This is a genomic window from Bacteroides sp. LFL-34, from assembly GCF_027257075.1.
GTDB classification, from domain to species: domain Bacteria; phylum Bacteroidota; class Bacteroidia; order Bacteroidales; family Bacteroidaceae; genus Bacteroides; species Bacteroides ovatus.
On record NZ_JAPQKZ010000014.1, the window covers coordinates 1 to 21,135 of the forward strand.

General features: G+C 51.0%; 35 protein-coding genes. 1 reads left to right on the plus strand and 34 read right to left on the minus strand.

From position 1 onward, the window contains the following. Positions 1-478: 478 nt before the first annotated feature. The 23 genes from N5O98_RS10205 to N5O98_RS10315 all read right to left on the minus strand — a co-directional run bounded on the left by N5O98_RS10205 (position 479) and on the right by N5O98_RS10315 (position 11,431). Positions 479-682 (minus strand): hypothetical protein, encoded by a 204-nt coding sequence (locus N5O98_RS10205; RefSeq protein WP_004303920.1) that lies wholly within the window; start codon positions 680-682, stop codon positions 479-481. Positions 683-692: 10 nt separating this feature from the next. Continuing rightward, positions 693-1,091 carry a hypothetical protein gene (locus tag N5O98_RS10210; protein WP_008143073.1) on the minus strand — a complete coding sequence of 133 codons (399 nt, stop codon included), beginning with the start codon at positions 1,089-1,091 and terminating at the stop codon, positions 693-695. Continuing rightward, positions 1,088-1,618: a hypothetical protein gene (locus N5O98_RS10215; RefSeq protein ID WP_004293684.1), complete on the minus strand. Its 531-nt coding sequence runs from the start codon at positions 1,616-1,618 to the stop codon at positions 1,088-1,090. Before N5O98_RS10215 ends, N5O98_RS10210 begins: the two co-directional genes overlap by 4 nt. A gap of 162 nt (positions 1,619-1,780) precedes the next feature. Beyond that, positions 1,781-2,437, minus strand: coding sequence for a hypothetical protein (locus N5O98_RS10220; RefSeq protein WP_008143069.1), 657 nt, complete (start codon positions 2,435-2,437; stop codon positions 1,781-1,783). After that, a complete protein-coding gene (locus N5O98_RS10225; protein ID WP_004293682.1) occupies positions 2,409-2,732 on the minus strand; it encodes a hypothetical protein in 324 nt (107 codons plus the stop codon). Before N5O98_RS10225 ends, N5O98_RS10220 begins: the two co-directional genes overlap by 29 nt. A 154-nt stretch (positions 2,733-2,886) precedes the next feature. Further along, positions 2,887-3,327: a hypothetical protein gene (locus N5O98_RS10230; protein ID WP_229118740.1), complete on the minus strand. Its 441-nt coding sequence runs from the start codon at positions 3,325-3,327 to the stop codon at positions 2,887-2,889. Further along, complete coding sequence (locus N5O98_RS10235) at positions 3,311-3,619, minus strand: LPD28 domain-containing protein (RefSeq protein WP_008143065.1); 309 nt, start codon at positions 3,617-3,619, stop codon at positions 3,311-3,313. The genes N5O98_RS10230 and N5O98_RS10235 overlap by 17 nt, the downstream gene beginning before the upstream one ends. Positions 3,620-3,641: 22 nt before the next feature. Next, a complete protein-coding gene (locus tag N5O98_RS10240; RefSeq protein WP_117677922.1) occupies positions 3,642-4,298 on the minus strand; it encodes a hypothetical protein in 657 nt (218 codons plus the stop codon). A gap of 3 nt (positions 4,299-4,301) precedes the next feature. Next, the gene (locus N5O98_RS10245; RefSeq protein WP_004293678.1) at positions 4,302-4,637 is read right to left on the minus strand and encodes a hypothetical protein; all 336 of its coding nucleotides are present in this window, start codon (positions 4,635-4,637) and stop codon (positions 4,302-4,304) included. Then, positions 4,613-5,206, minus strand: coding sequence for a hypothetical protein (locus N5O98_RS10250; RefSeq protein WP_008143060.1), 594 nt, complete (start codon positions 5,204-5,206; stop codon positions 4,613-4,615). The genes N5O98_RS10245 and N5O98_RS10250 overlap by 25 nt, the downstream gene beginning before the upstream one ends. A gap of 12 nt (positions 5,207-5,218) precedes the next feature. Beyond that, positions 5,219-5,623, minus strand: a complete 405-nt coding sequence (locus N5O98_RS10255; RefSeq protein ID WP_229120435.1) for a hypothetical protein — start codon at positions 5,621-5,623, stop codon at positions 5,219-5,221. 124 nt (positions 5,624-5,747) lie between these two features. Continuing rightward, positions 5,748-6,194 (minus strand): hypothetical protein, encoded by a 447-nt coding sequence (locus tag N5O98_RS10260; protein ID WP_004293675.1) that lies wholly within the window; start codon positions 6,192-6,194, stop codon positions 5,748-5,750. A 38-nt stretch (positions 6,195-6,232) separates the two neighbouring features. Beyond that, positions 6,233-6,709 carry a hypothetical protein gene (locus N5O98_RS10265; protein ID WP_008143055.1) on the minus strand — a complete coding sequence of 159 codons (477 nt, stop codon included), beginning with the start codon at positions 6,707-6,709 and terminating at the stop codon, positions 6,233-6,235. Between the two features lie 101 nt (positions 6,710-6,810). Next, positions 6,811-7,713, minus strand: a complete 903-nt coding sequence (locus tag N5O98_RS10270; protein WP_004293673.1) for a hypothetical protein — start codon at positions 7,711-7,713, stop codon at positions 6,811-6,813. A 20-nt stretch (positions 7,714-7,733) separates the two neighbouring features. Further along, on the minus strand, positions 7,734-8,438 hold the full coding sequence (locus tag N5O98_RS10275; RefSeq protein ID WP_008672671.1) for a radical SAM protein: 705 nt from the start codon (positions 8,436-8,438) through the stop codon (positions 7,734-7,736). 17 nt (positions 8,439-8,455) lie between these two features. After that, positions 8,456-8,959: a hypothetical protein gene (locus N5O98_RS10280; protein ID WP_004293671.1), complete on the minus strand. Its 504-nt coding sequence runs from the start codon at positions 8,957-8,959 to the stop codon at positions 8,456-8,458. An 11-nt stretch (positions 8,960-8,970) separates the two neighbouring features. Then, positions 8,971-9,234 (minus strand): hypothetical protein, encoded by a 264-nt coding sequence (locus tag N5O98_RS10285; RefSeq protein WP_004293670.1) that lies wholly within the window; start codon positions 9,232-9,234, stop codon positions 8,971-8,973. Continuing rightward, entirely contained in the window at positions 9,215-9,394 is a 180-nt protein-coding gene (locus tag N5O98_RS10290) for a hypothetical protein (RefSeq protein WP_004293669.1), read from the minus strand. The genes N5O98_RS10285 and N5O98_RS10290 overlap by 20 nt, the downstream gene beginning before the upstream one ends. A 34-nt stretch (positions 9,395-9,428) precedes the next feature. Beyond that, a complete protein-coding gene (locus tag N5O98_RS10295) occupies positions 9,429-9,947 on the minus strand; it encodes a hypothetical protein (RefSeq protein WP_004293668.1) in 519 nt (172 codons plus the stop codon). Between the two features lie 32 nt (positions 9,948-9,979). Continuing rightward, positions 9,980-10,399 carry a hypothetical protein gene (locus N5O98_RS10300; protein ID WP_004303935.1) on the minus strand — a complete coding sequence of 140 codons (420 nt, stop codon included), beginning with the start codon at positions 10,397-10,399 and terminating at the stop codon, positions 9,980-9,982. 19 nt (positions 10,400-10,418) lie between these two features. Beyond that, positions 10,419-10,739 carry a hypothetical protein gene (locus N5O98_RS10305; RefSeq protein WP_004293666.1) on the minus strand — a complete coding sequence of 107 codons (321 nt, stop codon included), beginning with the start codon at positions 10,737-10,739 and terminating at the stop codon, positions 10,419-10,421. Beyond that, entirely contained in the window at positions 10,740-11,090 is a 351-nt protein-coding gene (locus N5O98_RS10310; protein ID WP_004293665.1) for a hypothetical protein, read from the minus strand. Beyond that, on the minus strand, positions 11,087-11,431 hold the full coding sequence (locus N5O98_RS10315) for a hypothetical protein (protein ID WP_229092426.1): 345 nt from the start codon (positions 11,429-11,431) through the stop codon (positions 11,087-11,089). Before N5O98_RS10315 ends, N5O98_RS10310 begins: the two co-directional genes overlap by 4 nt. A 45-nt stretch (positions 11,432-11,476) precedes the next feature. Here N5O98_RS10315 and N5O98_RS10320 point away from each other — a divergent pair, with 45 nt between their 5' ends. Continuing rightward, entirely contained in the window at positions 11,477-11,797 is a 321-nt protein-coding gene (locus N5O98_RS10320; RefSeq protein ID WP_229092425.1) for a hypothetical protein, read from the plus strand. A gap of 101 nt (positions 11,798-11,898) precedes the next feature. On the opposite strand, the gene N5O98_RS10325 is transcribed toward N5O98_RS10320, so the two are convergent. The 11 genes from N5O98_RS10325 to N5O98_RS10375 form a co-directional block, all read right to left on the minus strand. Next, entirely contained in the window at positions 11,899-12,771 is an 873-nt protein-coding gene (locus N5O98_RS10325) for a DpnD/PcfM family protein (RefSeq protein WP_004293663.1), read from the minus strand. Then, positions 12,768-14,672, minus strand: coding sequence for a hypothetical protein (locus N5O98_RS10330; protein ID WP_008143046.1), 1,905 nt, complete (start codon positions 14,670-14,672; stop codon positions 12,768-12,770). Before N5O98_RS10330 ends, N5O98_RS10325 begins: the two co-directional genes overlap by 4 nt. Next, entirely contained in the window at positions 14,659-15,249 is a 591-nt protein-coding gene (locus N5O98_RS10335; RefSeq protein WP_004293661.1) for a hypothetical protein, read from the minus strand. The genes N5O98_RS10330 and N5O98_RS10335 overlap by 14 nt, the downstream gene beginning before the upstream one ends. A gap of 130 nt (positions 15,250-15,379) precedes the next feature. After that, positions 15,380-16,048 (minus strand): hypothetical protein, encoded by a 669-nt coding sequence (locus N5O98_RS10340; protein ID WP_004293660.1) that lies wholly within the window; start codon positions 16,046-16,048, stop codon positions 15,380-15,382. A gap of 81 nt (positions 16,049-16,129) precedes the next feature. After that, positions 16,130-16,720: a tyrosine-type recombinase/integrase gene (locus N5O98_RS10345; RefSeq protein ID WP_004293659.1), complete on the minus strand. Its 591-nt coding sequence runs from the start codon at positions 16,718-16,720 to the stop codon at positions 16,130-16,132. 11 nt (positions 16,721-16,731) lie between these two features. Then, complete coding sequence (locus N5O98_RS10350; protein WP_004293658.1) at positions 16,732-17,631, minus strand: DUF932 domain-containing protein; 900 nt, start codon at positions 17,629-17,631, stop codon at positions 16,732-16,734. Positions 17,632-17,700: 69 nt separating this feature from the next. Next, positions 17,701-18,486, minus strand: a complete 786-nt coding sequence (locus tag N5O98_RS10355; protein WP_004293657.1) for a hypothetical protein — start codon at positions 18,484-18,486, stop codon at positions 17,701-17,703. Then, the gene (locus N5O98_RS10360; protein ID WP_004293656.1) at positions 18,465-19,277 is read right to left on the minus strand and encodes a hypothetical protein; all 813 of its coding nucleotides are present in this window, start codon (positions 19,275-19,277) and stop codon (positions 18,465-18,467) included. Before N5O98_RS10360 ends, N5O98_RS10355 begins: the two co-directional genes overlap by 22 nt. Positions 19,278-19,298: 21 nt before the next feature. After that, positions 19,299-19,514, minus strand: a complete 216-nt coding sequence (locus N5O98_RS10365; RefSeq protein ID WP_004303944.1) for a hypothetical protein — start codon at positions 19,512-19,514, stop codon at positions 19,299-19,301. A gap of 15 nt (positions 19,515-19,529) precedes the next feature. Then, positions 19,530-20,066, minus strand: a complete 537-nt coding sequence (locus N5O98_RS10370) for a hypothetical protein (protein WP_004293654.1) — start codon at positions 20,064-20,066, stop codon at positions 19,530-19,532. A 2-nt stretch (positions 20,067-20,068) separates the two neighbouring features. After that, positions 20,069-21,091 (minus strand): hypothetical protein, encoded by a 1,023-nt coding sequence (locus N5O98_RS10375; RefSeq protein WP_004293653.1) that lies wholly within the window; start codon positions 21,089-21,091, stop codon positions 20,069-20,071. Positions 21,092-21,135: the final 44 nt, after the last annotated feature.

Here is a 21,135-nt window from a genome sequence, read left to right on the forward strand (position 1 = left end):
CGGTTAATGCTCAAAAAAGAATGCGTGGTAAAAACAGATGCCGAAATCAATAGCTTCGCCATGAGGGTTCGACTCCCTCCCCGTCCACAAATTAAAAGAAAGAGGATAAGTCTATAAAGGCAAACTTTTTTTGTTTGATAATTGATTGATAACCAGTAGTTAGTTTCGCTTAAAAAAGCTAATCTCTACTTATAAGCATACATAGAGGGTTTCAATAACCAACTGATACTGAAGACAAAAGTATATAAAAAAGTCGGATTGTAAAACACTGGAAAAGAACCTTCTTTTATCAATCAAGGAAATCAAAAAGTGTATAGAGCAAAGTGGCGCATGTATGGTATAGATAATTCCGTACATGCGCCACTTTCTTAATCATCTGATTTGCATTGATTTACATTAATTGTTATTATATACTATCATTTGGTACTGATAAGCATTGATTTTGCTTGTGGGGTGTATTATTGTCCACCTAAAAAAATCAAGAATATCTCCTTGAAACGGGTTTGACGAGCAGGTCGATGTGCTCGTGTTCAAGGATATGTTCCATAGCCTTGTATATGGGCATCTTTTCGATACCGGCAATCTTCAGGGCTTCCATCTTGATGGTATTCTCGATGAGCAGCAGGTAGTCTTCCTCCTTCAGCTCAACATATTTCTGTGACTGTGATTTTAATTTTGCCATATTGATGTTGTTATTTGTTTCCGAAGTCGGCAGGAATCTCACCCCACAGGCGGTTGTCCCAGTGCAGCACTTCGATGTCCTTGATTCTTGCCTCCATCACTTTGAGGAATATCTCCGCTTTCTGCAATGCCGGGCATCTGCGTGAAGAGGCTGTCTGTTTGTTACAATACCACGTGATGGCTGTAATGCTGTCCGAGTAGATTGTTCGCGGACTTTCCGGATGTTCCATGACATATCTGACCGCCTCGACAATGCCGAGAAACTCCCCGATATTGTTCGTCCAGTTACCGATAGCTTTGGAAAAGAGTTCTTTTCCTGAAGAGAGGTCGACAGCCCGGAAGCGTGTCAACCTCTCTTTTGCAGAATGGGCACCGTCGGTCGCAATACCCACGACCGGTTTTTCTTTCATTGAATTCCTCCCTGATGTCTGTCTCCCGTATAGATGAACCCGTCGGATTCCATACGTCGTACCAGAGCACGCGCCTGATTCAGATAGTCGGTGATGACACCTTCCTTGTACTTGATATCCTTGCGTCCCTTGAGGATTTCCAGCACACCGTCTATTGTGCGGCTCATTACGCTCTTGCCGTCTTTCGGGTCGAAGAAAATCTTTTTGTTGCCGAACGTCACAGTTACTTGATACAATGTCTTCGGGACGATCACTGTTTCCACATGCGCCTGAAATAACACGGGGGTAGCGGCAACGACTACATACCCGTTGGCTTTGTGCATGGGTTTCAACTCTACCGAGTATAGTATGTTTGGCTCGAGAGTTCCTTTCAGGTCTTCCGAAAGGACACAAATCTGCTTGCCGAATCTTGAGTCTTCACGGACTCCCATCAATTTACGTGTCTTGGAATGGCGCGAAACGAACCCTATCAGTTCGCCCGTCTCTTCCGATCTCGCAAACTTCAGTTGCGATTTTTCCGATGTCATATTACTGTTCTTTCATATTCAATCTATTGCTTTCAATTGACAATCTGTTTTCAATGGGTCACTTTTCCATACAAATATATGCCAATTTTTCACGCCAACAAAACGTTTTAGTTATTAATTTTCAGATGGTTATGTGTAATATATATAGAGAAAAGGCTGCATTCAGTACAGCCTTTCCTCCTCTGTAAAATGACTGAAACGCTCGTCAGTATCAGAAGTTTGCAGTAGATAACGGCATTTCCAATAACGGTAAATCCGCCTTCCGTTGGGTATACAGTGATTTATATCGTCAGCATTCAGATATTGGTTCCCTTGTTCCGTACCGTGGTGCATCCATGTAGCGCACCCGGGCAGGTCCGGGTTGTTCCGGACATAGAAGTCCATTTTCTCTTTACCGGCGACAAAGATATTGTGTATCCGTACGTCCTTATCGATAGGAAACCGGTAGGCGTACAACGCGAAGTCACAGATGTCGGTTTCCAGCAGGTTGCCGCCAAAGTGTTCGGGAGCTTTCCGTTTCAGGTTCTCGAACCCCTCCAGAATACCCGGCCTGTCGCATATCTCGGCAAACCTTTCATCCGTTACCGGCTCAGCCGTCGCATAAACCACCCGAAAACCATTATCCGTACTGTCCAGTACCATGACATGCGCGACTATCCCCGGTGATTTGTTGATACTTTCGTCAATGCTGTCCGAGTCCGTGGTCAGACAGCATTTCAGCGTTCCGATGATTAATACCGCTACCACCAACAGTGTCCAAGGACCTATTGCTGCCGCTATCAATACCAATTCATCGGCCCGTTTCCGTATTTGTTTCATTGATTTTGAGAATGTGGCGGCCGGATACCCCCCGGACCTCGGACACGCATACCTTGCATCCTGCATCCAGCAACCGGTTTCTACATTCTTCCAAGGCGGCGTCGGAAATCCTGATGGCAGGTATACCCGCCGCCGTCATCTTGAACCGGGGCACTTCCGTGATCCGGGTAATCGTTTCGGCATCATCAAAATACGCCTCGAATGAATCTCCGACATGGAAAAGGATGATGGTTTCCACGCCATGCCTTTCCTTCATGCCGCCGTAACAGCGGCGAATAATCTCTTCCTTTTTCATATCAAATAGATATATTAGGTTTGATGTCAGCCAAACATGAAAGTGCCTGTAATCCGTTCAACTGCCGGGCTTTCGTCCGAAATACATATACAGACTTTCTTCATCTGACAAATATACAATAAATTACGGAACGACCCATGTCTATTGCATGAAACTATCCTTTCATCTTCACCTCCCTTCTTTCAAATTGTTCGCGGATGATTTCAACGAGTTGTCCGATGCTGTCGATTTTTTGACTCTTACCGCAGGCTTTGCCATGGAACAATGGCGTGAAGTACAGGTTAAAATCCTCATCGATGGAAAAACCTCCCACGAGGACGATACCCGCCTTGATACGGTAATACTCGCCGTACATGGCGTAATCATCCGTAGTTTTGGTGAACCCGTACTCCGGCAACAAGTCCGGCAAAGTGTCCAGGATCGGCCGGATGACATCCTTGAGAAAATTCGGGGTCTCAACTTCCTTTTTCCGTTTCCGACCTTTTCTGCCGGTTCCGTTATCGTCTTGCAGGTAATGGGCATCGAAACGATCCCGATACCTTTCTGTCAGTTCCTTAATATCCATATCCTTTATACATTTAATTGTTTTCCTCAAGCCACTCTTCCAGTGTCATGGAGTCCTCGAAACCGTATTCGTCAATCTGTACATAGCCGTCCTTTTCCGTGATAAACTCTTTCCTGGTCAGGATGGTTCCGCCATGATTTACCATCACCGTCGGTTCGATGGTCGCCAGACGGTCCCCGTCATCCGACTCCCGGATATCGTATGCGTACAGTCCCTCCGGAACGGCATTCCGGTCAATCCGCATATCCGTAAACAATGCAGGCGTGTCATTGATGGTCATAGACTCAAAGGTCTCGTTGCCAATGTTTTCTTTTGTAATCATATTTATTGATTCAAATAGTTTATTATTCCTGCTTGGGAAGTTCAATGGCTCTTACCCAATTGTTCCGGTCATCAAAACATTCATCATTGATGTTGGCCGTAAATTCCAGCGGTATCATCTTCTCAACCCGCGTTGCGGGGTTATTTTCGTAATCAACGATGATTTTCCCGGCCGGAACGTCACGTTCAAATTCGTCCAGCGGGAAAGAGAATATCCATATTTCCAGGTCTTTATCTTCCCCAAGAAACGCCTTGAGGTTGTCTGTATAAGCCTGGCATTTGTCCCACGAGGTTTCCACGAATGAAATGATTTCCTCTTCCGGTTTGCCGGTACGGTCTTTCAGGAATGCAACGGCATTCCCTTTCCAGATATCCTGCTCGACACAGAGTTCCAGATAACGTTCCCAGACTGTCACCAGCCAGTCCATGTTAATCTCATGCAGGTGGCGGCAGGTGAAACGCTCCCGGCTTTCCGCGTTGTAAAGCGTGCAGCTTCCGTCCGTGCGTATCTCCTCCAACCGGTACATGGTGTATACCGGTATCCCGTGCCCATACCCGTCTTCCCCTTCCTCCTCGACATATACCGTATGGGGCAACATATTTTCCGGCATTTTCGGTATCGCACACAGGTTGGCTATAACTTCCTGTTCCAACGCTTTTTGTTTCTCCTGTATTCTCATTGTCTATCCATCTTTTAGTATGATTTTACCTTCTTGAAATAATCTCTGTTTGTAACGACGGTGGTTGCGTATATTTTCGGTATGTTTCTTCCGGTCATATTTATACAAGCCTTTTGCCTTGTTCTCTCTCAGCAGTTCCTTGTTCCGCTCTTCGCTTTCTGGGTTCACAATGAAGGTTATCAGCCTGCGGCTGACACCGTATTCCCGGGCAAGCTGGCGCTGGCTGACAGCTTCTGTCATGTAACGGTGGAAAATTTCAGCCTTCTGAAAAGGAGTGAGCTTCTGCCTGCGGTCATATTGTGTCCCGCTGATGATTATTCCCGAGCTTTTGTATGGCATAGTGAAGTCTGTTTTTCGTTTGTGGTCCATGAATGGTAGATGCGTTGTTTGCCATCTAAGGAGAGTAGAAACCAGCGGCTATAAATCCGTTCCAGCGTTTCGGTGTCGTGCCCGTATATCGGTCCCAGTTCGTTTGCAAACATCGCCGCTACCTTCAGCCTCCTGGTATCGGACAGCTTCTCCCACCAGCGGCAAATGGTCTTGTACTGCTTCACGTCCGTTACAAGGTCCGGAACCGGAGCGGAGGAGATATATTCCGCCTCTTTGCCGCACGGTGCCTGCCAGAACCCCTGTTCGCAAAGAGCGCGTTGCTCGTCACAAACCCGTTCTGCAAAGGATTTGAGTGCCATTTGGAATATCTTTCTTTCCAGTTCCTTACGTTCCATGGACAGTTCATGCACACCCACGTTCAGCCCGTGCTTATTGCGTTCATCCGGGGAAAGCTTGTTGCTCAAGGCTTTCCTGACCAGTTCCAGCCGTTCTTTCAGAGGGCCGTATTCGTTGTTATCTAAATACCGGTTAAACAGTTCCTGTTCGTTTCCGGGCAGTATGAATATATTTTCCATCATGCATCATTTAAGTTATCGGATGTGAATAGGATATATCGCAGTGGATAGCGGGTGTCGGGGTGCGGAAATAGCCACGAGATCCCGTGCCGTCAAGGGGCGCAGAAAAACGGCATCGAACTCCTGAGTATCGTCTTCACGGATATCTCGGACTTCAATGATCCATGTGCCTTCATAGCGGCACCAGGCAATCACCTCCAAAATCATTTCCTTTCTGTAGTCAGCCGGTCCGTCCCCGAAACTTTCACGTATCCGCTTAATTGCATCGTCTGTCAGCCGGACAAATTCCCCTTTGCGGAACGGAGCTTCCGGCGTAACGGCAGGAGCCAGCATCTGCCAGTCTTCATGTCCGTCCAGGTCTTCCACAGCCATTGCGTAGGCTTTGTATTCAGCTTCGGTCTCGAAATGTCTGGTTATCACATATCCCCCGGATTCGGCCGTGCTCTCCACCGACGAGATATCCCCGGTTTTCCTGTATATGCTTACAGTATCCTTACCGAGTAGAACTTTTACTGTTATCATTATTGCAGATGGTGTGGTTTTATTATAAATGGAACTCCACGTCTTCCTCCTCGAACTCCGTGTCGTGGTCCTCGTTGTACCCCTCGACGGTCGAACCAGGGACATAGGTCTCTCCGCCAATCCCATAACGTCCGGCATCGAGCAGTTTCCGAAGGGTTTCGGTGTCCCCGTTTAGAATCCTTTCGATGTCCTCCCGGCTGCCCCGGACGCTAATTCCGAGACGTAGCCAGAGATTTTCCTCTCTCGAGGTGTCCGCCTCTTCCGACCGGTGGCGTATGATATGATAATCACTCCATCCGTCGGCATCGTTTACCCCGGCGATGTAGGCATTGTACTCCGCCTCAGTCTCGAACTCTTTCTCGTCCACGACGCCCCCGTTATCCGCCAGCCATTCTTCAGAAGGCAGTTCATTGTTCTCTTCATATTCCCGTACGGCGTCCTCGCCGAAAATCGTTGTTATCTTTATCATGTGTCTTTGGGTTTTGAATATTTGTTATTTAATGGTTATCAAACTCGTTTGCCCGAACCGGTTTGATTCGGTTCGCAGACAGCCACCCGGTTTCCGGCGCGTATCAGTTTGGGGAGATACACGTCCAGGTCACGAAAAGAAAACCGCAGTTCCTTGACGCCTTTCCCTTGCCCGTCGACGCGTTCGGCGGTGGCAATGCCCAAAATGCCGGAAGCGGCGATGGCATCATCCTCATACAATTCACAAGATTCCCCGTTTCGGAAAATGTACAGGGCATCCGGGTGCGCCGCTTTCATCTCGCGGTATTTTCCCATCATGTCGGAAACTCCCGGGACATTTCCGTTCCCCGTTACATTCCGGGTCTTCAGTAGGTTCCTCGTGGCGTCGATGTCGATGAAATTCGTCCAGCCGGCTTTATGAAGTTCGACAGCAGCTTCCCGCAGGGATACCTTCCCGTTCTCGACCTCCTCTTTCAGGGATTCGAGAATGTTCTTGATTTTATAATCATTCATCATATTTTTTATTCTTTGGTTACATTGTTACTTGTTCCGACGGTATTCCGGTCAAGGGGAAAGCACCCGTGGCCTCCGGTAACCCGTCGATACACTGCCCGTCGTCAGGATTTCCCCGACAGGTAATGCCCGATGGACTTGTAACGGTTAGGAATGTTCGCGTTCTCGTTGAAACCGTTCAGGCAGTGGAGCAAGGCATCTTCGAGCGTGACATAACGACGGTCGAAAGTTTGGATATTATCCAGACAATAAGCATTTACAGCGTATTTGAAAGGCGCGTACATCCTTTCGTTCTCCCGCTTTAAAATGACAAACCAGTCGAAATGGAGTTTCAAGCGGAAACCGTCGCTCTCGCCGACTTTCATCAGCCGCTCTTTGTCGAGAAGCCGCCGCACGAGTGTGGCGTCGAGCTGACGGGTATACTCCCTGTACGCCTTGATACGGGCCGTGTAAGCCGCGGCATATTGTTCGATGTCCGTTTCTTTCAGCCGATGTTCCGCCGGGTAAAAGTCCAGCACCTCTTTCGTCGTGACGGGAATTTTCAGGTCGTCCACCCCGATCTCGTAGGTCTTGTTTTCCAACACGTCGTGGAACTCGAACCCTTGAATTCCCATGAGGGTAAATTCTCGCGTCGGGTCAGGGAGCGCAAGTGATTTGAGCTCTTCGAGGTCGCGGCACACGGCCACGACCGGATACTTCTCGACCACGTCTGACGGGCCTCCGATGCGGATATACGCCTTTTCACACCCGTCGTAATCACCATGCCGGACAATGTCGCAGCAGGTGTAGTTGGGGGCGGCACGATGCCGCGCCGTATATTCCGTCCAAAGCTTGTCCAGCCCGGCTTTTACTTCGTCAGGGTCGGTCAGGGCAACGTTGCCGCACTGGCTGCACCGGCCGTCCGACAAGGCGTTGCGGGTAAATTCGAGGAACTGTCTGGTGTTCGGGTCGATGACGGCGGTACATTTCACTCCAGTGCCGCCGCAGATACTGCATACGATTGACATAAGTTTTTTGATTTGTGTATTTATTCGTACAATCTTTCTTTTTGACGCTTTTTCAAGGTCATCCGGAGATATTGCATCAGTTTCCCGCAGGGACACAGGGCATGTTCCCGTTGGCGGGCATAACTCAGGTCCCCGTTGGAGAGAACCATGCCTTCAGCATTGAGACAGAGGTCGCCGTAAACGTAGTTCTCCTCCGTAAGATAAATCCCATGAACAGGGTTCGGAAACCCCTCCGTGCTGCGGCCTTCCCGGAAAAGGAAGATACGCTCGGCCTGTCCCCGGACTCCGAAAAAGGGATACGGGGAAAGTGCCGCGAGCGTGGCGGCATGCTCTGCCGGATCATGGAAGCGGTCGTCGCTCATTTCGAGCATGTGGCCGGAGTCCTGTTCCTTTTCCTCCTGGTACTCGTACAGTGCGGCGCAGGCTTCTATGAATTCCTCCGAACGGGATGTGGCAGAGCCGTTGGTTACGATATAAAAGTCATTGACAGTAATACCGTAGGCGCGTACCCGTTCGAGGATATGGCGGATGGCCCGGACGTTAAGCGACGGCTCGCCGCCCGTGATGTTGAAATGGTGAATATGCCTGACATGCCGCAGCAGGTTGCTTATATGTTTCAAAGGGATATCCACGGATTCGGCATCTCCCCGCATGCAATGGGTACAGCGCATGTTGCAACGTCGGGTAATCTCGATGCAGAGATTCTTGATATATAGTTCTCTCATATTCGATGTAGTTCGGCTTAGGTTTCATCCGGGATTTCCTTTCCCGTGTAAGGATTATACAGCGGTGTGTTGCCAACTGCCTCGGCGTCAATAGCGAAACTGCCACGGCCTACGTCGTAGAAGAGTTCCAGCTTTAGTGGCGTTGAAGCGATGACTTTCTCAGCCTCGGCTTGTGACAGGCCTGAATACATCAGGCATTTGACACGACACCGGAACATTTCCGGATTGGTTTCCGGCGTGGTAACTACATCAACGACCTCGCACACTTCATCCGTGATGGCGAAGCGGTCGGGATTGGGTGTGCCGTTCCTTCTAGAGCCGTCCGATGCGGCATGTCCGGTGATTGAATGGTTCCGCACCTTTTCGGCGGGATAGGTCTTATCGCCTTTGGCGAAATACGACTTGCCGGAGGCGACACAGGCATGATAGATTACGTCGTGGACCTTTCGTCCGTTGTCAAGTATAATTGTATAGACCGTTCCCTCCTGCAAGACAGGAACGGCATTCGGTTTATGAGACATAAGATTTGTTTTTAGCTGTTTATGAATTTCGGTCTTGCACGCCGCATGATGTGTAGGTCATCGTAACCGATGGCTCTCAGTTCGGAAAGCGGGTTGCGGTACTCCTTTTCATGGGCTGGCCGTGTCATGGCGATCACGCCCGCATAGTCGGCTGCGCCATGCTGGCCGACATGCATGTAGGAGGTTATTTCACCCCGCCGTCCGCTCCACGGTATGTCCGGGAACAGGGCGATGACCTGTCCGTCGGGATAGCGTCTAAAGACCACCTTCGTCATTTTTCCCGCAGATTTCCGTGTCGATTTCATAGTCCCCGTAATTTTTGAATTCATAGTCCACTTCGCTGATAATTTCGTCAACCTCTTCGTCCGTTATTTCATCAGCCTTCGGGTTGTCGATATCGAGCCGTACGGTCAGGTAAATGGTTCTTGTTGCCATAATATCATACATTTTTTAGTGTAACAAAGCCGGCTTATGACGGACCGACGGTATATTTCTCTATCAGCCGCTTCCGGTACGCCTTGTCTTTTCCGGCGGCAAGGCTTGCCAGTTTGCGGATATTCCGGTTGGCTTTTTCCGCGACCTGCTCCACTGTCGGTCCGGGAGTCATGAAATCACGGCATCCGGCACCGCAATACCGCTGCTTCCCCTTGACCGTCCTGCCACAGGCCGGACACCGGCGCTTGCCGTCACGCTCCAGCACTTCCAGAATATTGGCATGAATGCCTTTCCACCATTCAATACGGTCTATGTCATAATCGTAGACGGTTATCGTGTTCCCGAAACTGCGGGCTTCGACCTCAACGGCAATGCCCTCATTTTCAAGGTAAACCTTCAATACCGGGTCTTCGTGAGGCTCACAGTGCCTGTCATACCAGATGATATAGGTGGGATCGTCCAGTTCGTCAGGCTCTCCCAGACAGAGTTCCGTAAGGCCGTTGTTCACGAGAATGTTGCGGATGGCGTCTTGTAAATCTTTGATACAGTCCATTGATATTTCGTTTTATGGTTGTTCCTCATTCGTCAGTTCATCTCCGAAGCGTGGCCGACGAACTGGAAGATATCGGCGTATTGTTCGCTGTAGATATAGAATCCGTCCCGTTTTTCCCCGGTCTCCGCATCTATTCCGTCAGCAAGGAGATATTCCCCGTCATCCGTCAGGTAGACATCGGTAAGCTTGATACGGGGCGTGTCGTGCTTCCCGTACAAGGTTGTCGTGACGGGGAAGTTGTTGTCATCGAGTTCCTCCTCTTCTGTAAGGCCGAGTGATACGCGGCCATATTGTGCCAGGAACTCCAGCATGAATTTCAGCATGGCTTGCTCGGCCTCGTGCAGCCGTCCGTCGATAAAGGCGTACTGGGTGGCGAACAGATGCAGCTTGTCGGCGCTCATTTTGTCCGGGGCTTTGCCCGGCTCCGCATTGTCTTTCTGTATTTTATCCATATCTGTCATATTGTTGGTTTCATGTTTCCAGCGGGGTGAAGGAGACGGTCAGTATCACTTTCTCGTCACCCAGGTTGAACACTTTCAGGCAGTCGTTACTGATAGTCCTTTTCAGGATGTCTCCCCGGTATCGGGAATTGCGTACCTTGAAGGTAAAATCATCAATGAACGAGCTGATGCAATGAAGCACGTGGTCGAATTCTTCCTTACCATACCGTTCCATTTCAGGGAAGATGCCTTTCAGATGCGCCCGCAGGCTCAATATGTAGTTCGGGGTCTTGCCCGTGATTTTTCCCGAGTATGTGATTTTGTATTTCCTGTCCATGATATGCCGTTCCATTTAATCGTTACTGTCATACCAGCCCTCGATCTCATCGAAATAGCCGTTCGAGTCCCATTCTTCCAGCAAGGTGGTCGGGTACGTCCATTCAAGGCTGTAAAACAGATCCTGGCACACCTCTTCATTACCCTTGCACAGGGCGAGCAGTGAGTTATGCGTGAAACAGCCGTCACTGCTCTCCGACACACGCCAGTCCTCACGGTCTTCTGCCGCGTATTCAGGTACATAGCACACTTCATCGGGGCGGTTGAGAAAGGCATCCTCGTTCTTGTAGATGTTTCCTTCCCCTCCGTATTCCAGTTCATAGAACACACCTTCCGGCGTTTCTATCCTGTTGCCAATCTCTATCATAGCGTTACCGTTTCGTGGGTATATATAATCACCATCCGGGAGGAGAGCACCTTGTCGCGTACCGTGGGGTTGGCGATTGCCCAATCGGAATGGAAATGCATGTCCGGAATGGATGCGGTGTCCACAATATCGCCCCCGTTTTCCAGATGGAGATAATCCGGCTGATACAGGTCGCAAAGGAATTTGCCGTCCGTATCGCTGATGGCGTATATCTTGCCGTCGAGTGCGGCCGTCATCTCCTCCTCGCTGCGGTAGACCAACAGGTATTTACAGCCGGTCTTCATCTCTTCCGCAATCCGCTTATGCAGTTCTTCAGGAGATAATTCACGCAGTCTTGACACGACCGCCCCGATACTTTCCACGGCATCGTAGCTGTCCAAGACATCATGGCAGGTCGTTTCAAACTCCTCTTTCGGACGACCCGCAAAATTGATGGTACGGACTTCCTGCCCGTGCCCGCCGAGCAGGTAAAAGGGCGTACCGTTCCATTGTTCCTTTCTGACAGAGAGCGGCCGGGAGCATTCCCGTGTCTGCCGGTTCACAACGGCATACAGTTCCAGACTTTCCCCGCATTCCATACGCAGGATATGCCGGGCGAACTCCGTAAATGTCATGATTTTGATTCCTTCCCCGTTCGCCGTGAAGAAATCCTGTCTTGTCTGTTTCATAAATCCGTTTTTTTAAGAGTAGGTAATCGTTTTGTATAAGGGGTGGAATACTCACCTCGTTTTGAAAAAAAAGACCGCCGCAGCCGTAGCCGCGACGGCCCGTCATCATTATGGCATGTGATGAACAGGTTCTATTTTCGTTATTCGGCCTCGTAGTACGGTACGCCGTGCCTTACCACTGCTTTTTCCATTTCTTCCCACCAGATTTCACTATGGCGGTCATTGTCAAAATCTATGGGCTTTCTTTTACCGAGCCGCAGCCGGTCCCGTGTCTCCATTTCCGTTTCGTACACAATCTGTTCCATTTCTTCGTCCGTAACATGGTAGGTATCGAACGGCTCCGGCAGAGATTCCAACTCCCTGCGTGACAGCTCGGATTGCCCGCAGGTGAAAACCTTGTCATAGAAAGCGTCATCTTTCGGCGGCAGTTCGGGTTCCTGTTCCGGCAGCACATCCAAATAATCCGACTCGTACAGGTAGTTTTCGTCGCGCCCCTTCGTCTGCCGGTTGTTCTTGAACTCTTCCAGATCACTTTCCGTCAGGCGGAATTCCTTCTTCTTACGCCGCAGGTACTCCATCATGTTTTCGAGGGAGGAGAACGGGGCTATGAGCTCCATGGAAGAACGGTTGTGCCAGGCATCGCTCCGGTACAGCAGGTAGACCTGCGGGCGGTTCCGGGCCGCCTCCTTACGGTATTCGCCGAACTCATACAGGGCGTTGTCGAAACTTCCGAATGCCAGCCGGACTTTGTCTTCGACGGATATGGACTCCCGGCATTCCTCGAAACGGCGTTGCACGTATCCGATGAAATCCACGTCTTCCAGAGTCTCCATGACCGTGCTGTCATCAGTCGAGAGCGCGATGTCAGCTCCTGCGAAATTGTCGGCTGACAGCACGTGTTTCTCTTCATTGTATTCGTCTTCCGCCCTGCAGACGGCCAGACCGGGCGTTTCTGCCTCGATCTCCACGACCTTACGGAGCGTCTCTTCGATAGCTATCCGGTATTTTTTCATTGTATGATGTTTATTTGTTTCAGTTCACGTTTGTAGTTTCTCAATGACGGCTTGTGCCCTTTCTCCCTTACGATCTGGCGCATCTGTGCAAAGGTGTATGCCTTCTCCATGTCCAGGCCGTAGTCCGTGGCGAATGCCGTCATTCCGATATAGCAGAAGCCGAACTTCCGGTGCAGCATGTCGGCCGTATAAGGAGTCATGTCTTCCGCCAAGGTTACGGGGACAGCCATTCCCCGGATCTTGAACTTCAAGCCCTCGATAAGGGTCCCGCAGTTGTCGCTGTGGTAGGTCAGGTCCCTGCGGCGGGCGCAGTAACCGATGGTCTCACCCATGAAGGTGTTGCGGAAGATTTCCGTACGGTTCAGGTCCTTCAACTTCTCGACACCGTAATAGCAGACCGCCTGTACGGCTTTCAACGCTTTGTCCACACGGGGTTTGACAAAGCGGGGGTCGTTTTCCGCCACGATCTTTTCCAGCCACGTGCGGTGGAAGGTTCCGACAGGCACGTCGAACACCTTCTCCGGCGTGCAGTATTTTGAATCCGACCGCGTCATCATCAGATGTGCCGAGGACGGCTCGTATTGTTCTTTCAGGTAAAAGGCCAGACAGGTATTGCCGACTTTGCAGTAAGTATAGTCGTCACGGCTGTTTTTCAGCGACAGCATCGTGGTTTCCCCGCCGTAGAACTTCTCGGGCAGTCCGGTCTGTCGGCAGAACTCCGTGAGGAAATGTCCGGGGATGGCATGTGCATAACTGCGCTCCTGGTAGCACTCCTTCGCCATTTGCGGAGTGATGAACCGTTTGGCAAAGTCACAGATATGGTAATGACCGTAATCATACGCCGCCTGCGTGTTCGCGGAGCTCTGGAACTTTTTGGGCATCTGGCGGAACCAGCGGAAACTCGTCCCGTGCTCCATGCAGTAGTCGACAAATTCCCGCGTCCATACATTTTCAGGAAATTCGGGACAGTTGCCGTTTCTTCGGATGAATGCCTTGCACACTTCCACCGAGAGCAGGGATTGTTCAGTTTCCTCGTCGATATAGCAGTTCGTCTCCCGTTTGCTGTTATCGATGGCAATGACCAGTCTTTCCGGTGTCTTGAACCGCTTCGGCAACTCCCCGAACATGTAAGGGTGTTTCTCCATCAGCCGGTCCGCCAGCATGTCGTCCAGATATACCGACAACGGCTTGAAAAACTGGGGGTCTGTGATGAAGTTTTTTCCTTCGGTCGAACAGACAGCCGCATGGAGAATCTCATAGGAATAGAACCGGGCGGGAACAAGCGAGAGGTCATGTTCCGCCATCTTGCGGTAGTATGCCGCAGTCTTGAAACGGGACGGCACGACGGCATCGGTAACCGTGCTCAATATTTTCATCCCGTCGAGCATCCCGTAATAGAACTCTTGAGTCTTTACCTCAACGGGGACATATCCGAGGATAAGCCCCGTTTTCATGACGGCGTCTGTCCTGCTGTCCGTGTAATACGGGTCGTAAATATAGCTGCGCAAGGCCAGGTATGCCAGTTGCGCATCCCAAAGGCGTTCAGGTATGAAGGCGAGAATGTCGAAATCCCCGCGTCCGTTTCGGATGACCGCTTCTGCCATTTCTCGGGTAACCATTGCTTCGGGAACGGCCGTGATATTCTTCGGTTTTTTGCGCATGGCGTAGTCACAGACTGCTCCCGAACGGTACGCCTCCGGAATATTGCGCAGCTCGAAGCTGTGCCAGCTCTCCGTGCTGCCCGCGATGATTCGTTCTATACGTCCGGGTGTGAGGAAACGTCCCGGAATATGGCTCAGCACCTCTATTTCCTTGCTTTCGACGGCTGCTTCCACGATCTCTTCCGTGAACAGGTGTTCCGGCAGCCATTCTATGGCCGATACGATGTTATTGTGCCGCATACAGTTTCTTTTTAAGGTTGGACGAACGGACGATTCTCACAAGGCGGCACCCCCGGTAGACATAGAGTATCCTGGATTCCCGTTCGGCGAGTTCCTCAAGTCCCTGCCAGTGCTGCGGTGTATTTATCTTTTCGAGTCGGACATGGTTGTTCACATATACCGTGATCGGTTTCATGCTGTCATGGGAGGGCGTATCTTCGACGAAGAGCGGCTGTTCACAGTATTCTCCCTTGTCCATGACATGCCATCTGCCGTTATCGAACAGGAGGCACGTGTCCTCCATGCGGCCGAAAATGTCTGCGTTGTCCGCGATGCGTGATGCGGATTGCCGCGGTGTTTCCCGTCCGTCACGGATCTTTGAAAAACAGTGGACGGTATCGCCGGTTCCTGTCCATTTTCCATAGGGTGACGGTCCCAGTTTTTGTATGTCGCCCAGCGACAGCAGGGCATCTACCCGTCTGTCATTGGGATAGAACACCCGGAGTTTCCTCACAAGGTCTTTTGAAAGCGTCTCATGGAGCGCCTTGATGTGCCGGACACTGCCGTCCGGCAACAGTTTTCCGATTTGTATGCTCATAATAGTGCTATCTCTTGTTGTTGAAGTATAGCCGGGTCGTCCTTCTTTCGATTGACAGTCCGGCTTGAAAATTATGATTTACAGAAGTCTTCGGACTGGTATCCGGCCATGTCCGGTACGGAACCGCGTGTCATTCCGTCCTGTCGTCTTCCCGTCTTTTCATTTTCAGTTCCCTGCCGGTTGCCGTGCGGCAGAGCGGCAGTTTCCCGGAAGCGGTTTGCTTGCATCCCTCGACGAGCCGTCCTTCAGACACCATTTTCCCGTACATTTCCCTGATATAACGGTATGCCGGGGAGGTGTTCGAATAAACGGACTTCCCACGGAGTGTCTTGACACGCAGCTTTTCGACGAGTATTTCCAGCACCTGCTCCCGGCTCTTGTACAGGTTCCGGCGCTTGGTGCGGAAGGCGTCGAGAAAGACACCCCCGATAGTCATGTCATGAGTCTTGTGGTAATACGCGAGTTCTTCCTCCTCCGTCAGGTCGAGAATCTCGCCGTAAGTGTCAGTACGTAGGTACCGGAAGGTCGTTCCTTGTGCCAGAATCTTCTCGATAAGCTCCATGTGCTCTTTAAGAACAGGGCCCGATAACGATTGGGGATGACAGTACAGGCATGTCTTTCCGAGATACACCTCGGGACAACCGTCTTTGTATTTGTTTTCCTTGATGCTGAACCCTGTTTCCGTGAAAAGGCGCTTTACCTCGTCGAAGAAGCGTCCGGCTTTCTCTTCCGGCATGCGACCGCCGTCATAGCCGGACTCGACGCGGAAGTATGTGTCGATATATATCGGTGTGTCCATTTACAGTTCTGATTTTGATATGTTATATAAAGCATAGCCCGGAACCTCCCGCTCGGGTTCCGGGCATCGTTGAAAATATTCTCATAGACGTATGGAATCGAACACTTTGTCGATGTCCTCCTGCGCCAGCCCGATGTAGCGCCGGGTGGTTTCCAGGTTGGAATGGCGGAATATCTGGTTGAGCAGGATCAGGCCCTCGGCCGAGCGTCCCATCAGCTCGTAGACATAGCGCCCGAAAGTCTTGCGGAAGGTATGTGTGGAGAATGCCCTGATCGGCAGCCTGTACCTTACCTTGAATACCTTGAGCAGCCTGTTGATGTATTCCAGCGAGTAAGGTTTCCCGGTACGCGGGCTGAGAAAGATGTACTGTTCGGGGGCGGGTTGTCCGAGCATCTCGTACAGGAAACGGTTCTTCTCCTGCACGTCCCTGTTGAACTTGATCAGGCGGTTTTTCTTTGTTTTCTGCTCGATGCGGGTCATGGTGCTTTTTCCTAAGATGTCTTTCCAGCGCAGGGTCCTCACGTCGGAGGCCCTGCATGCCGTGCAGAACGACAGCCAGCAGTAGGTCTCCCACAGGTACTCGCCGTCCTTCTCAAGCCCGCGGACCAGCCTGTTATATTCCGCTATGGGCAGGTAGTCGGCTGTCGTCAGTTGTCCCTTGATTCTTGTCACGTGGCAGCCTTTTAAGATTCCGGCAACCCTTCCGAGAGCATCAGCTCGGCCAGCGCCCCGTTCTGGGGAATCATGGCCGGAATGTCCGTACGTCCGGGCTTGTAGATTTCGGTTGCCACGTTATAGATATCCCACGCCGTGAGCGTCTTCTTCTCTTCGGTGAGTTTGAGCAGGTCCTCGGTGAAGATGGAAATCTGGGACTGGTTCAGGGGATAGGTCTCCACCTTGGACGAAAGACGCTTGTCGGAACTGTCATGCGATACGCGCAATGCTGTCAGCAATCCGATGTAGGCGTACATCTCCACCGGGGTAATTACTTTCGCTTTCAGGCGGCGGATGCGTTCCCTGTCCTCGTTCATCTGTACCTCGAAGTTCGAGAGCCACTCGTCTACACGACCGAAAAGCTCTTCGGTGGTGACTTTGTCTTTCCCGTAGTTCGACACACTGCGTTCGGGGGAGAGGATGCACTGGTTGTGGCACACCCTGACGCACGGGCCGATGGCCGCCTGGATGCCGTCCTGATGGAAGGCGATGACAAGCGTCGTGGTCAGCTCGTCCGTTTCCCATTCCTTAATGCGGATGGTCGTATAAACGCGGCGCAGGATATGCGCCTCGACGGCCATCGCCCCGTACTTTTGTTCCACCTGGGGCAGGACGACCACGCCGGGCTGTGCCTTGTTCTTGTTCTGGGCGGCGAAGATTTCCTCCACCTCGTAATTCAGGTTGTGTTTCTGGCAGATGTCCGCCATGCGCTCTATCACCTCGTAATGGTAGATTCCCTTGAGCGGGTTGCCATAGATGTCATTTTCCTTGTGTGTGCGCCGGAGCGTGTCGAGCGTCATCACCTCGACGTTGTTGTTCTGGAAATCGAACTGCACGGGGGCGGCCGTTGTTGCTAATGCTGTTGCCATAATGATTGATATTAAAAAAGTTATACAATAAGAAAGGCGGTGAACCGTTGTCCATCGCCTTTCCGGAATTCATTTTGCGGTTTCAGGCAGGTAACGCCTGCATATCAGGTCCGTGATACTCGGGTAATACACGTTGCCATAAGTTCCGTATGGTCCGAAACGGGCAAGGAAGCGGAAGTAAAAATCTACCGGACGCCGGTAGCTCGTCTGTATTTTGGTTTTCAGCAGGCGGTAGGCGTACTCGTCAGAATTTTCCACCTTGACCTTGCGTCCGTTGAAATAATAGTTTCCCTCCTTATCTGAAGAAAACGATACCTCTTCCTTTGCCGGACGCTCGCCGGCAACGACCCTGAAGAAGTCCTCCAGGGAGCGGCAATCCTGGTATTCTACCGGAATCGTGTCGCCCTCTCGCAGTTTCACGTCCAGTTTGTCAAGCAGTGTCTTGATGGCGGGCGTGTAGATATTTTCGGATTGGAAGCATCTTGTATCCCGCCAGTATTTCTCGAAAAGAGAGCCGGTTTCAAGGAGTAGGAACAGGGTTTCACGCGCTGTCTGCGGTTTATCGGCCAGATATGGAATATACTCGGTCACCAGTATGGAAAGTGAAAGATACTCCTCCGGTTGCAGTTCGCTCTTCTGGTGCAGGTTACAGTGCCTCTCGAGCAGGGAGTCGATGTCGGCTTCCCGCAAGCTTTCGTCCGTCCATACCAGGCAACCTTCTTTCTTGCAGGCGGGACATTTATCCGCTCCATACGGCAGGAGCATCACCTTGCCGCAATCGGAACAGGTGACCAGGTCGCCTCGTTCCGTATAAACATCTACCGTTTCCATTCTCAATCCTCCGCGTAAGGCCATTCAAGGCAGCAGTCATTGCATACGGCCACGCCCTCGTCACTCAGAATGTCAATATCTGTGCCCCCACATTCGGGGCATACCGGTACCTTTTTCTTGTCCATTCGTCGCTCTGCCGCTTCTTCCGTCAGAAGCAGCGGCACCCAGTATGCCGATGTGCCGAAATCCCGTATCCCGTTTTCATCCTGTATGGGTTCACAACCTTTCGTTCCCATGTATTTCTGGGAGTCCGGCCAACACACGGCACGGTAACACTTGTCCCGTTCGGGAGATTTGCCGGTATGGCGTATATAGTCTTCCTCGGGCACGTAAAGCGCCCCGTTCTCCCCGCTTCCCCATGCCGGATAACCGGTTCCTTCTTCCTCGAAAGGAGCACTTTCCTCGGGAAATTCCACGAGTGCATATAACTTGTCATCCCATGCCAGGGAACACTCGCCGCAGTGGAACCGACTTTCGTGAATATCATAACGGATATTTTCCGAATTGCATTTCGGACAGATAATGTCTTTTGTTTTTACTTTCGGGAAACTCAGGATTTCTCCGGCAATGATTTCCATGCTGGGCCAGAACAACTGTTCGCAGTAATCGTCGGCCATCTTTTCCGCCAGATTCTGCATGTCGTCATCGCTGATCTTTTCCACATCGAAACCTTGTCCTTCCAGGTCATCGCGGTGGACGGACGTGATAGGGAAATACCCGGCGTTCAGCTCCCGGATAAATTGTCTTTCCTCTTCTGTCGGTTCGGGTAAGTTGTTGAAATATTCCCTGAGCCGTTGATAAAGTTCTCTTACCATAATTATATTCCTGTTTTTAATCTAATATCCACCAGTCGAGGACCAGTAGTTCCGGTCCATGATTTTTTCAAGTTCGAGGTCGGAACGTTCTTTCCAGAGGTCGAAGTCATCAAGCAGCTCCGTTCCGTCCTCCAGAGAAAGCACAGTATCCTCATTGTCAAACAGATAGTCTTGTATGTCATATCCGGACGGATAACGGTTTTCCCGGATGATTTCTTCTGCAATTTCCTTGTCCATTCGGTTGCCATTTTTTCAGTTCGCCGGTATTGTAACCGGATTCATTTGTTTTGTCTTTTCCTTGTAAAACCTGTCGATGGCAAGGAAGTAGTCCTCCGCATCCCAATCAGTGCCCGCATGCTCAGTCTCGAATTCTTCCGCCCACTGGACGATCTCGGCATTGACGGCACGGGAGTCCCTGTCCTCCCACAGGTTGTCCGCCCCGGCATTGTAGGCAAGGTCCACGACAGCCTCCTGCAACTTGTTGTAGCCGTTACACTCTCTACCGTTGGAACGCAGCCATAAGTCCACGTCGACGGCATCCTCTTCCGTCGTCCCATTGTGCAGGCACAGGCACTGCCCGTTGCCGTTATGGCATACGAGGACCGGCCGTTTGGTGTCGGGGCATATCCGTACCAGCAGCTCATTGGCGGCAAGTGTTTCCGTATCATGCCCATTGAGCATTGCAGGAAGCGCCTGGCTGACCAGACTCAGGATTTCCTGTTCCTCCTTTGTCCCGGACGGCTTGGAAGCCAACAGGTTCTGTATGCGTTTAAGAAGATTGTAAATCATAATCAGCAGTCATTATGTTCTTTCCAGATTTTACGTTTCTCGTCATAGCCCTTGTTTTCCCACCATTCATTGCAGGTTTCGGCAAACCCCTGATGGTTGTCTCCGGCCGGACACTTGTCCTGACGGCAACCCGTGATCTGTTCCATTTGATTTGCGTCCAACGAGTTCCACCATTCCTCCATGCGTTCTTTGAACTCTTTTAAAGTACAGAATGGCTGATGGTCCTCGCATTCGTCGCACCAGTTATCATAGCGGTCTATACCCGTGGTACCGATGAATGTACGGGCATTCGGATCCACCCATGCCTGGGTCTGTATATTGTCTGAACCGCACCCCTCGCATACGACAATCTCGTCGTCATTGACATCAGCGGAGATGAACCCGTGTTCTTCCAGCCAGTGGGCAATCTCAAGCAATCCCTCGGTCTGTACCTGTCCGATGGGCTCATCGAAATCCTCGCCGGCTTCGCCGTTGAGCGTGCAGAGCAGTTTGCCGTTCCCGTCGATGAAAAGTTCATAAACGGTCGCACTTTCATAACCGCCGTATCCGTAAAAAGCGGAATTGTGGACCACCACTATCGGGGAGGTTTCATACTCCGCTGATTCCGCCTCCCGGTAATGTACGCCGCAGTTGCGGTAGAACGTGCCGATGATGTTGTTCTCCTTCTTCACGGCGTCGCGGATTTTCTCCATAAGTGATCTTCTGATGGAGATGATACTGAGGTGCGCATAATCCTTACGGAGACGTCTGTACACTTCCTGCTCGAAGTTGCCTCGAACAGAGTCGAAAGGGGATACGCCGGCGTTCTCCCGGATATATTTGTCCTCGTTAAAGTTGTAGCGCCGGCAGACAATATTCTTGACGCGGCGGAATTCCTCTCCGGCAAATTTGAGGATACTGTTCTCGCCTAGCGAAGTCGGAAAATAGCAGCGGGGCATGTGCACTGTCATTTCACGGTAAAGTGTGTCATCGTCTTCCGGAAAGGTTCTGTCTGTTTCCGGCTTTGTAGGTTTTTCCTGTTCCATGTTGCTTGTTTTTTATCTGTAGTTGAACAATTTCCGGTTTGCCG

Bases quoted from the DNA above. Each gene is read 5' to 3' on its own strand.
- N5O98_RS10205 (WP_004303920.1), bottom strand. From the start codon at position 682: ATGGCAAAATTAAAATCACAGTCACAGAAATATGTTGAGCTGAAGGAG.
- N5O98_RS10210 (WP_008143073.1), bottom strand. From the start codon at position 1,091: ATGAAAGAAAAACCGGTCGTGGGTATTGCGACCGACGGTGCCCATTCT.
- N5O98_RS10215 (WP_004293684.1), bottom strand. From the start codon at position 1,618: ATGACATCGGAAAAATCGCAACTGAAGTTTGCGAGATCGGAAGAGACG.
- N5O98_RS10220 (WP_008143069.1), bottom strand. From the start codon at position 2,437: ATGAAACAAATACGGAAACGGGCCGATGAATTGGTATTGATAGCGGCA.
- N5O98_RS10225 (WP_004293682.1), bottom strand. From the start codon at position 2,732: ATGAAAAAGGAAGAGATTATTCGCCGCTGTTACGGCGGCATGAAGGAA.
- N5O98_RS10235 (WP_008143065.1), bottom strand. From the start codon at position 3,619: ATGATTACAAAAGAAAACATTGGCAACGAGACCTTTGAGTCTATGACC.
- N5O98_RS10240 (WP_117677922.1), bottom strand. From the start codon at position 4,298: ATGAGAATACAGGAGAAACAAAAAGCGTTGGAACAGGAAGTTATAGCC.
- N5O98_RS10245 (WP_004293678.1), bottom strand. From the start codon at position 4,637: ATGCCATACAAAAGCTCGGGAATAATCATCAGCGGGACACAATATGAC.
- N5O98_RS10250 (WP_008143060.1), bottom strand. From the start codon at position 5,206: ATGATGGAAAATATATTCATACTGCCCGGAAACGAACAGGAACTGTTT.
- N5O98_RS10260 (WP_004293675.1), bottom strand. From the start codon at position 6,194: ATGATAAAGATAACAACGATTTTCGGCGAGGACGCCGTACGGGAATAT.
- N5O98_RS10265 (WP_008143055.1), bottom strand. From the start codon at position 6,709: ATGATGAATGATTATAAAATCAAGAACATTCTCGAATCCCTGAAAGAG.
- N5O98_RS10270 (WP_004293673.1), bottom strand. From the start codon at position 7,713: ATGTCAATCGTATGCAGTATCTGCGGCGGCACTGGAGTGAAATGTACC.
- N5O98_RS10275 (WP_008672671.1), bottom strand. From the start codon at position 8,438: ATGAGAGAACTATATATCAAGAATCTCTGCATCGAGATTACCCGACGT.
- N5O98_RS10280 (WP_004293671.1), bottom strand. From the start codon at position 8,959: ATGTCTCATAAACCGAATGCCGTTCCTGTCTTGCAGGAGGGAACGGTC.
- N5O98_RS10285 (WP_004293670.1), bottom strand. From the start codon at position 9,234: ATGACGAAGGTGGTCTTTAGACGCTATCCCGACGGACAGGTCATCGCC.
- N5O98_RS10290 (WP_004293669.1), bottom strand. From the start codon at position 9,394: ATGGCAACAAGAACCATTTACCTGACCGTACGGCTCGATATCGACAAC.
- N5O98_RS10295 (WP_004293668.1), bottom strand. From the start codon at position 9,947: ATGGACTGTATCAAAGATTTACAAGACGCCATCCGCAACATTCTCGTG.
- N5O98_RS10300 (WP_004303935.1), bottom strand. From the start codon at position 10,399: ATGGATAAAATACAGAAAGACAATGCGGAGCCGGGCAAAGCCCCGGAC.
- N5O98_RS10305 (WP_004293666.1), bottom strand. From the start codon at position 10,739: ATGGAACGGCATATCATGGACAGGAAATACAAAATCACATACTCGGGA.
- N5O98_RS10310 (WP_004293665.1), bottom strand. From the start codon at position 11,090: ATGATAGAGATTGGCAACAGGATAGAAACGCCGGAAGGTGTGTTCTAT.
- N5O98_RS10320 (WP_229092425.1), top strand. From the start codon at position 11,477: ATGGCAGGTCGTTTCAAACTCCTCTTTCGGACGACCCGCAAAATTGAT.
- N5O98_RS10325 (WP_004293663.1), bottom strand. From the start codon at position 12,771: ATGAAAAAATACCGGATAGCTATCGAAGAGACGCTCCGTAAGGTCGTG.
- N5O98_RS10330 (WP_008143046.1), bottom strand. From the start codon at position 14,672: ATGCGGCACAATAACATCGTATCGGCCATAGAATGGCTGCCGGAACAC.
- N5O98_RS10335 (WP_004293661.1), bottom strand. From the start codon at position 15,249: ATGAGCATACAAATCGGAAAACTGTTGCCGGACGGCAGTGTCCGGCAC.
- N5O98_RS10340 (WP_004293660.1), bottom strand. From the start codon at position 16,048: ATGGACACACCGATATATATCGACACATACTTCCGCGTCGAGTCCGGC.
- N5O98_RS10350 (WP_004293658.1), bottom strand. From the start codon at position 17,631: ATGGCAACAGCATTAGCAACAACGGCCGCCCCCGTGCAGTTCGATTTC.
- N5O98_RS10355 (WP_004293657.1), bottom strand. From the start codon at position 18,486: ATGGCCTTACGCGGAGGATTGAGAATGGAAACGGTAGATGTTTATACG.
- N5O98_RS10360 (WP_004293656.1), bottom strand. From the start codon at position 19,277: ATGGTAAGAGAACTTTATCAACGGCTCAGGGAATATTTCAACAACTTA.
- N5O98_RS10365 (WP_004303944.1), bottom strand. From the start codon at position 19,514: ATGGACAAGGAAATTGCAGAAGAAATCATCCGGGAAAACCGTTATCCG.
- N5O98_RS10370 (WP_004293654.1), bottom strand. From the start codon at position 20,066: ATGATTTACAATCTTCTTAAACGCATACAGAACCTGTTGGCTTCCAAG.
- N5O98_RS10375 (WP_004293653.1), bottom strand. From the start codon at position 21,091: ATGGAACAGGAAAAACCTACAAAGCCGGAAACAGACAGAACCTTTCCG.